Source organism: Leifsonia sp. Leaf336, assembly GCF_001423695.1.
Classification (GTDB): Bacteria; Actinomycetota; Actinomycetes; order Actinomycetales; family Microbacteriaceae; genus Leifsonia.
In genome coordinates this window covers 746,004-756,029 of the sequence record NZ_LMOZ01000002.1, presented here as the reverse complement: position 1 = coordinate 756,029, position 10,026 = coordinate 746,004, and the positions used below count along the sequence as shown (strand labels likewise).

Sequence of the window (10,026 nt, the reverse complement as noted above, 5' to 3'; positions counted from 1 at the left end):
CGCTTCCGCGCCAGTGTTCACACGACCATTCCCCCATCCACCTCCCCCGCCTCCACCAACCACCGCACAGCCTCCAGCACCGTCTCCTCCGCCGTATACCGCGGCGCATACCCCAGCACGTCCCGCGCCTTGTCGATCGAGAAGACCTGACTCCGCACCAGGTGCTCCCAGCTCGTCTCGCCGTCCCGTGCGCTCAGCCCGGCCCGGAACTCCTCCCACGTCACCGACTCCAGCGAGGCCGTCCGCCCGAACCACGATGCCGCCAGTTCCGCGTAGCCGCGCACGTTCAGCGCGGTCGGCGCCACGATGAAGAAGGCCTCCCCCGCCGCGCTCAGCGGGTGGTCCACTGCAAGCTCGAACGCCTGGGCGACGTCGTCGGCGTGGACGTGGGCCATCGTCTCGGCGCCGAGGCCCGGGATCGCCAGCGGCGCGCCCGAGGCGAGCGTCGTCCACACCGCCGGGTCGAGGTTGCCGGTCGGGCCGATCGGCGCCCAGCCGGGGCCGCTGATGTGGCCGGGGTGCAGGGAGGTCGTAAGGAGGCCTCCGGACGCTGTCTCCTCCCTGAGCATGCGCGCGATCCGGTGCTTCTGGATGCCGTACTCGCCGAACGGCGGCGTCGCCGTCTCCTCGGTGATCGGGAGGCTGCGGCTTGGGCCGGCGCTCCAGATCGAGCCGCAGAAGACGTAGTGGCCGATCTCGCCGCGCAGCCGCTGGACCAGCGCGGTCGCCGAGTCGAGGGTGAAGCACAGGAGGTCGATGACGACGTCGGGATGCAGCGCGGCGATCCGGTCGGCGAAGGTTCCGTCGCGGTCCTCCTGCTCGCGGTCGGCGGTGACCACTTCCACCTGCGCCCACTCGGGAGACTCGGCGTACGGGGTGCGCGTGCCGCGGCTGATGGACACGACGTCGTGGCCGGCCCGCACCAGGCGCGGAACCAGGAAGGTGCCGATGTGTCCGCTGCCTCCGATGACGATGACTCGCATGTGGTGCCCCTCCGTTGTGGGTTTCTTCGTGGCCGCGCGGCGGACCCACCCCCAGTACAGGTGCACCCGCCTCTCAAAGCTTACGATTCGGTAACGACGGCGATAGCCTCAGGCGACCCGAAGATGATCTCGACGAGGAGACCGATGAGCCAGTTGCCGCCTCCCGGCTGGTATCCCGATGCCGACACGCGCTATCAGCGGTGGTGGGACGGGCAGCGGTGGACGGAGTCGCTGCAGGCGCTACCGCCGTCAACGCCCGTTCTCGTCGCGCAGAGCAACGGCCTCGCGACGGCCTCCCTCGTCGGCGGGATCGCCGCGGCGGCCGTCGCAGCGCTCGCCATCATCACCGCGATCGGGATCGATCCCCTCCTCGTGCTGTTCATGGTGTCCGGGACGATCGTCTCGCTCGCGACGGGCATCCCGGCGCTCGTCCGCGCCAGCCGGCTGCAGCCGCATGTAGGAAAGGTGCGCGCGGTGTGGGGTATCGCTCTCGGCGTCGGTGCGGTTGCCGTTGTCGCCGCGGTCGTCACGATCTCGCTCGTCACGGCGCACGATGGCTCAAGTCTCACGTAACACGGCCGGCACCGCACACGAAAAGCGGCCCCGGCACGACGAGGTCGTGCCGGGGCCGCATATCGCACGGGCCTACTTAGTCGCGACGAACACCTTGTCAGCAATCAGGCCGGGCTGGACACGGATCAGGCCATCGCCCGACGCCGGGATCTGAATGACGATGTTTCCGGTCGTCGACGCGCCGGTGTAGAGCTCGTCCGCGCCGAGCTGCGGGTCAGGGCCGATGACGGCCTTGTTGAACTCGTTGTACACCTTGCCGTCCGCTCCCACGTACGAGATCTGGGCCTCCGCCGCATACGAGGAATCCTTGCCGGTGTAGGTGACCGTCGCGTTGATGAGCGCGTACGTCATGCCCGCGTCGGGCGCTTCGTTGAACTCGTTCGCGGCGTGAATCGCATCGACGGCGTTGAGGTTGACCGAATTGATCGTGACCGTGAAGTCGTTGCCGACGATGGCGCTCCCCAGAGCAGCGGGACTCTCTCGCGTGCCGGTCTTCGCCGCCTCCGCCGCCGCCTTCGTCGGAGCGGCCGAGCTCGCCGAGGACGGCGCCTTGACCTCGGTGTCCGTTCCGCCGAACGCATCGTTGAACGAGTTCGCGACGACGGCGAAGAACACGACGAATCCGACCACGGTGCCGACGATCGAGGTGATGAGAGCGGCAAGCGCGAGGCCCTTGCCCTTTCCCTTCAGGAACAAGGCGACGATCGAGAGCACGAAAGCGATCGGGAGGAGCACCCAACCGACGATCAGTGCGCCGGGAACGCACGCGAAGATGAACCCGACGGCCGCGACGGCCAGCGCGACGATACCGAGCACATTCTTCTGCTTCGCCGCGGCAGCGACGGGCGCACCGGGGATCGGGCCGGCAGCGGCAGGCGCGGCCTGGACGGCATCGGTCCACTGTGCGCCGTCCCAGTAACGCTGGGCGCCGGAACCGGTGCCGTCGTCGTACCAGCCGGCGGCCGCGGCCGTCGTATTCGTCGGGTCATTCGGGGTAGTCATAGACACAACCCTGGCAGAATCTGAGTAAACGCTCAGCTAGCTGAGAGGCCCCAAAAAGGGGCGCCGAGGCGGCTCGGTGCGCCGGAGATCGGCCAGCCGTCAGTACCCCACGACCCCCGTGAAGTCCGGCGACCCGTCCGGCCTCGCCGGCAGCGGGGTGCCGTTCACGTAGCGCGGCCACTCCAGCCGGAAGCCTCCCGTCGGCGTGAGCACGTTGGGGTACGCGGAGGCCGGCGCCGCAGGAGCTGCGGCCGCGGCAGGCGACGCGTATGCATCAGACGCGGGCGCAACCGGCCCAGGCACGAAAGCGGGCGCGACCGGCACCACGCCCGGCGACACCACCGCCCGCGGCGCCTGCGGCCCCCGCTCCCGCTTGGGCCCGAACAGCGTGTACGTCAACGGGATGAGGATCGTGCCGAGCGCGTCCAGGATCGCGATCGCACCGACCAGCCTCCAGTAGGCCTCGCCGAAGTCCACGTGCTGGAACACGAGCGGCGTGGCCAGTCCGACGGTCAGCGCTCCGACCAGGATCAGGGTAACGAGCGTCACCTTCGACATGATCGGCCCGGTGAAGCGGCGCTGCGTGTTCAGCACCAGGTGGATGTGCAGGAGGCCGAGGCGCGTCACCGCGACGAGCAGCATCCACGAGAAGAAGCCCCACCACCAGTCGTCGGGCACGCTGCCATCGAGCGCCGGCGCCCAGATCTTCCAGAGGCCGTCGAGCAGCAGGAACGCGGACAGCGTCACGGACACCGCCCCGAACCACGGCGCTCGTCGCGCGGAGACGTCGGCGTCGTACCAGGACACCAGCGAGAAGAACACGAGCAGAGCGATCGTGCCTATCAGCCTCCAGCAGGTTTCGTCCCAGCGGCCGATGATCACGGCGTAGACGCCGACGAGCGCGGCGGCGATCAGCGCCCCGATGACGATGCGCGGCAGCAGCCTCCTCACCCAGCCGAATCGGTTGAACTCGGGTGCGGGCGCAGGGGCAGTGGCCTCGGTCATGTGACGGAGGCTATCGGCGCCGCGTCGCCGCACGAATCAGTGGAGGTACGGATTCCGTCCCGAACGCGGGCTCACCTCCACCCCCTCTTATCCCCTCGCGCACCGCACCTGTCAACCGACTCGCACAGCGGACTTTCCGTGGGTTCATGGACACCACACACGTTCGAACCCAAACGGAAGGGAGCCGGAGCATGACGATCTCGGGAGACAACCCCGAAGGCACTCCGATCTTCGAGAACACACGCCAGAGCTACGGCGAGGCCGAGGTGGTGGCAGGGGCCGAGCCGCCCGTCGGCAGCACCTTCCTCACCGGCAGCGATGAATCCGGCACAGCCGGCACCACCAGCGACACCAGCAAGACCGAGGTCGCCAAGGACGAGGCGGGCCGCGTCGCCGACTCGGCGAAGGACGCCGCCGTCGATGTCGCGGAGGTCGCCAAGGACGAAGCGGCCATCGTCGCGCACGAAGCGCAGCTGCAGGCGAAGCAGCTGTACCACCAGACCCAGTCGGAGCTGCGGGAGCAGGCGGCCGTTCAGCAGCAGCGGGTGGCCGACGGCCTCCGCTCGATCGGGGACGAGCTGCAGCAGATGGCCCGGTCGTCTGAGCAGCAGGGCGTCGCCAGTGACCTCGTCGGCCAGGCCGCTACTCGCACGCAGTCGGTCGCGCGCTGGCTCGACGAGCGCGACCCGGGGTCGCTGTTGCGGGAGGTCAAGTCGTACGCACGACGCAACCCCGGTACGTTCATCGCCGCAGCGGCGCTGACGGGTGTGCTGGCCGGGCGACTGACCCGCGCGCTCGCGTCCGGCGGCGACGACAGCGGCACAGCCGGCAGCGGCACAGCCGGCAGCACAGCCGGCAGCACGGCAGTGCCGGCCAGCGAGGGCTACGTCCCGGGCGGAACCATGGGCGACGAAAGCCGGTCCGGAGGCTCGCTGTGACCGATCAGCCCACTCCTTCGGAGGAACGCGCGGGACGCGAGTCCCTCGGCGATCTGCTCGCCGAGGTCAGCCGCGACCTGTCGACGCTCATCCGGCAGGAGGTCGAACTTGCCAAGGCCGAGCTGAAGCAGACCGCGACCCGCGCAGGCAAGGGCGCCGGGATGATGGGCGGCGCCGGCTACGCCGCCCTGATGGCGGTGCTCTTCCTGTCGATCGCGCTCTGGTGGGCGCTCGGCTACCTGATGGGCAACGCCTGGTCCGGCGTCGTCGTGGCCGTCATCTGGGCCATCATCGCGCTGATCCTCTACGTGGTCGGGCGCAATCAACTGAAGGCGGTGAAAGGGATGCCGCAGACCGTCGAGACGGTCAAGGAATTCCCGGACACCCTGAAACGAAACGGAGAGAACCGATGACCGACGACCCCGATGTGATCCGCGCCGAGATCGAATCCACCCGCCGCAACCTGAGCGGTGACGTGGACGCACTGGCCGACAAGGTCACCCCGAGCAAGATCGCCGACCGGCAGAAGCGCAAGGTGAAGGGCGCGTTCCACTCCTTCACCGAGAAGATCATGGGCTCCGACGACGAGTACGACTACTACGGCCAGACCCACCGGTCGATGGCCGACAAGACCGGCGATGCGGTCGGAGACGCGAAGGACGCGACCGTCGATGCGGGCCGCCGCGTCGTGGCCAAGGCGGAGGGCAACCCGGTCGCCGTGGGACTGATCGCCTTCGGCGTCGGACTGCTCGCAGCCTCCCTCATCCCGGCCAGCGACAAGGAGCAGGAGCTCGCCGCCAAGGCCAAGGACGCGGCCCACCCGATGCTTCAGGAGGCCGCCGAGGTCGGCAAGCAGGTCGCGAACGACCTCAAGGAGCCGGCTCAGGAGGCCGTGCAGTCCGTGAAGGAGACCGCGCAGGAGTCGGTGGAGACGGTGAAGGCCGAGGCCACCGACCGCGCGAGCGACGTCACCGACGACGCGAAGGAGGCGGGTCAGCGCGTGAGCGACGCCTGACCTCGCAGCACGACAGAAAGCGGGGACGGCGCCGGCCCGACGGCGCCCGCACCCGACGGCGCGGCGTGCGGCCCTGGGGTCGCCGCCGCGCCGTTCCGTTCCGCGCCGGCTCTCCGTCGACCAGCAGAACGAGCGACAGAGCATCTAGATCGCCGATCCACGCTGATCGTGGGAGGGTGGAGGGGTGGCCCTCCACCCTCCCACGCCGCCCGCGGCCATCGTCGTCGCCGGAGGCCGCTCGTCGCGGTTCGGCAGCGACAAGCTGCTCGCCGAGCTGCACGGCCGCACCCTGCTCGAAGGGACGCTCGCAGCGGTGAGCGGATGCAATCCCGTCGTGCTGGTCTCGGCGACCTCCGCGGCTCTGGCGAGCGCCGTCGTGCGCGTCTCGGAGTACCCGCGCTGGTGCGGTCCGGCCGCGGCGATCGGCGCCGGCGTCGCCGCGCTGCCCAGCGACGTGCGCGAGACGCTGATCGTCGCCGCCGACCTGGCGCGTCCGGAGGCCGCGATCGCGGCGCTGCTGGCGCTCGACACCGGCGTGCTCGCCGACGCCGACGGCCACCCGCAGTGGCTCCTCGCCCGCGCACCGGCCGCCGCGCTGCGCGACCGGCTCGCCGAACTGGAGGCCGCGGGCGGAACCGCAGGACTCCCCGCGCGCGCGATCGTCGGTGAGCTCGGCCTCCGGCACGTCGCCGCGACCGCTGACGCGATCGCCGACATCGACCTCCCCGAAGACCTCGACAGGATGAAGGAGCTGCACTCATGACACCCGAAGAACTCGACGCCTGGGCGGGAGCCGCCGCACGACGCCTCGGGGTGACGCTCGAACCGGGCGACGTCGCGGCGCTGCTCGACCTCGCGAAGGACGCCGCGCACGGTGTCACCCGCCCGGCCGCGCCGCTCACCTCCTACATCGCAGGCTTGGCCGTCGGCACCGGCCGCACCCTGGAGGACGTCGCGCGCGAGCTGCGCGTCGCCATCGCCGAGAGCGGGCAGCCGGAGGACCCCGCCGGGACCTGAGCGCCTACATCGCGCACATGAGGAGGACGCCGACAGCCATGCCGGCGACCTCGCCGAACTGGAGGACGCCGCGGGCGCGGCCGGGACGATCCGCCGCTGCTTCCCGCCGCGCACGCGCCATCGCGATCAGCAGCCACACGCTGTACGCGAGGTAACCGGCGACAAAGCCGAACGCGATCGCCGCGAGCGACACCCCGTGGGAGTGCCCGGGGGCGGCGGACGCACGCGCCCCCGCCATCCCGATCGACATCGCCACGAGAGCCGCCATCGTCACGCCGCCGAGCGCGCGATGAAGGCTCATCGGAGCGACCCGTCCGTCCCTCCGCTGGAGGGCGAACCCCGCCGACCCCAGCGAGAGCACGATCGATGCCAGCCCCAGCCCGGGCGCGGCCTCGGCCAGCACGCAGCCGAGCATCGCCAGCACCATGAGCGACGCCGAGATCCACACCCGGCGCGGACGCGGCGAGCCGAGCAGGCAGCACGCGGAGACCGTGGAGGCCCCGAGCGCGCCCACGTCGAGCATCATCAGTGCCCGCAGGTGCAATCAGGGCCGCAGGCCGACGACTCCGAAGCGGAGGCCGTGTGACACGAGGCCGACGACGACCGCGGGAGGTCGAGGGTGGGGTTGCGGTCGAAGAAGCCGTACGGCTTGAGCGAGAAGCCCGCGTAGTCGACGGGCATGATCGGCCAGTCCTCCAGGCGCGGGAAGTGCGTCAGCCCGAAGGTGTGCCAGACGACGATGTCCTCGCCGTCGATCGGGCGGTCCTGCGCGATGTACGCCGGCAGGCCCGCGCCGCCCGGGTGGAGGTTGACCGCGTAGCCGGCGGCCCACAGCTCCGAGGGTTCGTACTGCGTGACCCACAGGTGGTGGGCGGCGAACCCGGCGCGGCGGCGCTGGTGCGCCTCCTCTGCACTGAACAGCGCGGGAGCGGACTCCGGGTGCAGCACGTACGAGGTCGGCCGGCCGACCCGGTTGGTGCGCTCGGCGCTGCTGATGCTCCACACGCGGCCGACGCTACCGTCGGCGTCGCGCACCGCACCAGCCTCCGTCTCGAGGCGCGTGATCGTGCGGCCGATGGCGCTCCCCCACGGATTGCCCTCCGACACCGGCACACGCGTGACGTCGATCTCGTCCACCGCGTTCGCGACGCCGTCGACGGTCATGTCGAGGCGGGCGCAGAACATGTGCTGGTGCACTGGAGCGCCGAGTCCGGGCGCGAGCGGGGTCGAGTAGGGGTCGTCGCCGCCGTCGTGCGCGCCGGTGAAGACGATGCCGGTCGCCTTGGCCTCCACCTCGAAGGTGCCGTCGAGGTAGAAGTAGAAGTAGAACCCGTAGTCGTAGTTGCCGACGGTCGTGAAGAACGAGACGACCAGGCGGCGCTGGCGGCGGGCCTCCGAGGTGTGGCTGAACTCGTCGGTGTGCTTCCAGAGGATCCCGTAGTCCTCCTCGTGGATGCAGATCGCGTTCGTGATGGTGCGCGGGTGGCCGAAGTCGTCGGCGACAACGGCGTCGAGGTAGAAGATCTCGCCCAGGCAGTCGCAGCCGAGCTCGAGCGAGTTCGCGAGGCGGCCGAACTGGTACTCGCCGGCGTCGTAGTAGTTCTGCCAGCCATGGATGGGCGTCGGGTCGGCATAGTTGACGACCATCTCCGAGATGGAGGCCCGGTAGAGGATCGGGCGGCGCTCCTGCTGGTAGGTGAAGGCGACGTCGTGGAGGGTGAGTCCCTCGCGGCCGTTGAAGCCGACGCGGAGGTCCCAGTTCTCCCAGCGCAGCACGCCGTCGTCGTAGCTGAAGCTGACGCCCTCCGGCTGGCGGATCTCGATGGGCTTCAGGGAGGTGCGCAACGGCCCGGTGAGCTGCGGGTCGAGGTAGTCCCCCGACTCCATCGGCACGGTGTCGATCGGCGTCTCGACGAGCCGGATGACCGACCGCGAGAGGGTGTCGACGTGCGCGACGACGCCGTCGATCGGGTGCGCCCACGCGAGGTCGGCCTGGTCGGCCTGGTAGAAGGCGAGCACGCGGAACATCCGGCGGCCCTCCTCGTCGTCGTAGTCGAAGTGGCCGGCGGTGAGCGGGCAGGTGCGCACGTTCTCGATGTCGTGGATGCCGCGCCGGGCGAGTGCTGCCGCCCAGCCGGCGTCGGCCTTGACGATCTCGTCGACGAGCGCGAACTCCTCGTCGAGCACGGGGGCGGTGCCCTCGGTCACGGGGTCGAGCTCGCGGGTGCTGACGACGACGCCGTCGGTCACGTCGACGACCACCTGGGTGACCGCTCCGGTCGAGAAGTCGAGCAGCAGCGTCTCCACCTGGCGGTGCAGCCCGGCGGCGCGCTCGGGGTCGAGCACGTCGCGCTTGTGCGGCTCGTGCAGCAGCACGTAGGTGAACCGGGTGTGCTCGGTGACCAGGCCGGCCGCGGTGACGGCCTCACGGGCGCGGTCGATCTCGCCGCCGGTGAGTGCGGCGAGCGGGTGGGTGGTCGTCGTGGTGGGGACGGTCAGGGACATTCCATACTCCTTCGTCGGTGCTCCCGATTGTTATTGACTCTAGCGTCAAAATCCGGGATGCGGAAGAGGCGGGAAGCAGGTAGCGGAGGAGATCCTGAGCGACACGCCCGCGGAAAGCGGGGAACGGAGGAGATCGGCAAGGTCTCGGGGCGCAACTCCTCCGTTTCCGACAGGCTCGGTGGGTGGGCGACGGACGAACTGCGGAGGTACGACGGGCGGAAGCAACGGAGGAGATCTGCCGGGTCTCGGGGCGCAACTCCTCCGTCGGCTGCGATTTCGGGGTGCGGCCGGCCCGATCTCCTCCGTTCCTCGCGGCTGGCAAGATGGGGGCGTGCCCAAGATCGTCGACCACGACCAGCGCCGCCGCGACATCGTCGAGGCCTACCTCCGCGTGCTCGCGCGCTCGGGCGTCGCGGGCACGCACGGGAGGTCGGTCGCGGCCGAGCTCGGCGTCGTGCCGGGCACGCTCTGGCACTACTTCGACTCGGTCGAGCAGATCGCGGAGGCAGCGGCCCAGCGGGGAGTCGAACGCACGCTGGCGCGCATCGACGAGCGCTCGGGCAACCTGCGCGGGCTCGCCGCACTGCTCGCGATCGCCGAGGAGATCCTCCCGATCACCGACATCACCCGCGAGGAGGCGCGTGTCGTGGTCGCGTTCTGGGGGCAGGTGCTGCCCGACGCCGACACGCGCTCGGCGTTCGGCCGGCCCCGCGAGTTCACCGATCGCACACGCGCGGCGCTGACGGATGCCGTCGACGAAGGCGACCTCGTCGAGGCGACCCCGATCGAGGCGCTGGTGCGACTCCTCGACTCCGTCTACGCGGGCGAGCAGGTCATCTGGGCGGCCGAGTCCGTCGACGACGACCCGCGCCAGGCGCGCCGCTCCTTCGCGACCGCGGTCGCGCCCTGGCTCAGCGAGGCGGCCTCCCCTGCGGCGGCAACGCTTCGCGGCTGGCTGGCGTGAGGCCCGGCGGCCTGACAGCGCAAT

Annotated in this window: 12 protein-coding genes; 7 read left to right on the top strand and 5 right to left on the bottom strand. The window is 70.5% G+C overall.

Annotated elements, in window-relative coordinates; all coding sequences use genetic code 11:
* Nucleotides 1-17: 17 nt before the first annotated feature.
* The gene (locus ASF88_RS12460) at nt 18-983 is read right to left on the bottom strand and encodes an NAD-dependent epimerase/dehydratase family protein (RefSeq protein ID WP_055918779.1); all 966 of its coding nucleotides are present in this window, start codon (nt 981-983) and stop codon (nt 18-20) included.
* Between the two features lie 144 nt (nt 984-1,127).
* On the opposite strand from ASF88_RS12460, the gene ASF88_RS12455 reads away from it, so the two are divergent.
* On the top strand, nt 1,128-1,556 hold the full coding sequence (locus ASF88_RS12455) for a DUF2510 domain-containing protein (protein ID WP_055918774.1): 429 nt from the start codon (nt 1,128-1,130) through the stop codon (nt 1,554-1,556).
* Between the two features lie 72 nt (nt 1,557-1,628).
* Here ASF88_RS12455 and ASF88_RS12450 read toward each other — a convergent pair whose 3' ends face one another.
* Together ASF88_RS12450 and ASF88_RS20820 are read right to left on the bottom strand one after the other, a co-directional pair.
* Entirely contained in the window at nt 1,629-2,558 is a 930-nt protein-coding gene (locus ASF88_RS12450) for a DUF2510 domain-containing protein (protein WP_082518936.1), read from the bottom strand.
* Nucleotides 2,559-2,657: 99 nt separating this feature from the next.
* The gene (locus tag ASF88_RS20820; RefSeq protein WP_055918771.1) at nt 2,658-3,563 is read right to left on the bottom strand and encodes a hypothetical protein; all 906 of its coding nucleotides are present in this window, start codon (nt 3,561-3,563) and stop codon (nt 2,658-2,660) included.
* Between the two features lie 191 nt (nt 3,564-3,754).
* On the opposite strand from ASF88_RS20820, the gene ASF88_RS12440 reads away from it, so the two are divergent.
* The 5 genes from ASF88_RS12440 (at nt 3,755) to ASF88_RS12420 (ending at nt 6,533) form a co-directional block, all read left to right on the top strand.
* Complete coding sequence (locus ASF88_RS12440; protein ID WP_055918768.1) at nt 3,755-4,501, top strand: hypothetical protein; 747 nt, start codon at nt 3,755-3,757, stop codon at nt 4,499-4,501.
* Nucleotides 4,498-4,914: a phage holin family protein gene (locus tag ASF88_RS12435; RefSeq protein ID WP_055918765.1), complete on the top strand. Its 417-nt coding sequence runs from the start codon at nt 4,498-4,500 to the stop codon at nt 4,912-4,914. Before ASF88_RS12440 ends, ASF88_RS12435 begins: the two co-directional genes overlap by 4 nt.
* Nucleotides 4,911-5,516 carry a DUF3618 domain-containing protein gene (locus tag ASF88_RS12430; RefSeq protein WP_055918762.1) on the top strand — a complete coding sequence of 202 codons (606 nt, stop codon included), beginning with the start codon at nt 4,911-4,913 and terminating at the stop codon, nt 5,514-5,516. The genes ASF88_RS12435 and ASF88_RS12430 overlap by 4 nt, the downstream gene beginning before the upstream one ends.
* Nucleotides 5,517-5,700: 184 nt before the next feature.
* On the top strand, nt 5,701-6,279 hold the full coding sequence (locus tag ASF88_RS12425; protein WP_055918759.1) for an NTP transferase domain-containing protein: 579 nt from the start codon (nt 5,701-5,703) through the stop codon (nt 6,277-6,279).
* Nucleotides 6,276-6,533 (top strand): DUF6457 domain-containing protein, encoded by a 258-nt coding sequence (locus ASF88_RS12420; RefSeq protein WP_055918756.1) that lies wholly within the window; start codon nt 6,276-6,278, stop codon nt 6,531-6,533. The genes ASF88_RS12425 and ASF88_RS12420 overlap by 4 nt, the downstream gene beginning before the upstream one ends.
* Before the next feature lie 4 nt (nt 6,534-6,537).
* On the opposite strand, the gene ASF88_RS12415 is transcribed toward ASF88_RS12420, so the two are convergent.
* Together ASF88_RS12415 and ASF88_RS12410 are read right to left on the bottom strand one after the other, a co-directional pair.
* Nucleotides 6,538-7,059: a hypothetical protein gene (locus tag ASF88_RS12415; RefSeq protein ID WP_157498338.1), complete on the bottom strand. Its 522-nt coding sequence runs from the start codon at nt 7,057-7,059 to the stop codon at nt 6,538-6,540.
* Complete coding sequence (locus ASF88_RS12410; protein ID WP_055918750.1) at nt 7,059-9,038, bottom strand: primary-amine oxidase; 1,980 nt, start codon at nt 9,036-9,038, stop codon at nt 7,059-7,061. Before ASF88_RS12410 ends, ASF88_RS12415 begins: the two co-directional genes overlap by 1 nt.
* A 331-nt stretch (nt 9,039-9,369) precedes the next feature.
* Here ASF88_RS12410 and ASF88_RS12405 point away from each other — a divergent pair, with 331 nt between their 5' ends.
* The gene (locus tag ASF88_RS12405; protein ID WP_055918748.1) at nt 9,370-10,002 is read left to right on the top strand and encodes a TetR/AcrR family transcriptional regulator; all 633 of its coding nucleotides are present in this window, start codon (nt 9,370-9,372) and stop codon (nt 10,000-10,002) included.
* Nucleotides 10,003-10,026: the final 24 nt, after the last annotated feature.

Coding starts and splice junctions, on each gene's coding strand:
- ASF88_RS12430 (WP_055918762.1), top strand. CDS start 4,911: ATGACCGACGACCCCGATGTGATCCGCGCCGAGATCGAATCCACCCGC.
- ASF88_RS12455 (WP_055918774.1), top strand. CDS start 1,128: ATGAGCCAGTTGCCGCCTCCCGGCTGGTATCCCGATGCCGACACGCGC.
- ASF88_RS12440 (WP_055918768.1), top strand. CDS start 3,755: ATGACGATCTCGGGAGACAACCCCGAAGGCACTCCGATCTTCGAGAAC.
- ASF88_RS12420 (WP_055918756.1), top strand. CDS start 6,276: ATGACACCCGAAGAACTCGACGCCTGGGCGGGAGCCGCCGCACGACGC.
- ASF88_RS12460 (WP_055918779.1), bottom strand. CDS start 983: ATGCGAGTCATCGTCATCGGAGGCAGCGGACACATCGGCACCTTCCTG.
- ASF88_RS12450 (WP_082518936.1), bottom strand. CDS start 2,558: ATGACTACCCCGAATGACCCGACGAATACGACGGCCGCGGCCGCCGGC.
- ASF88_RS12410 (WP_055918750.1), bottom strand. CDS start 9,038: ATGTCCCTGACCGTCCCCACCACGACGACCACCCACCCGCTCGCCGCA.
- ASF88_RS20820 (WP_055918771.1), bottom strand. CDS start 3,563: ATGACCGAGGCCACTGCCCCTGCGCCCGCACCCGAGTTCAACCGATTC.
- ASF88_RS12415 (WP_157498338.1), bottom strand. CDS start 7,059: ATGATGCTCGACGTGGGCGCGCTCGGGGCCTCCACGGTCTCCGCGTGC.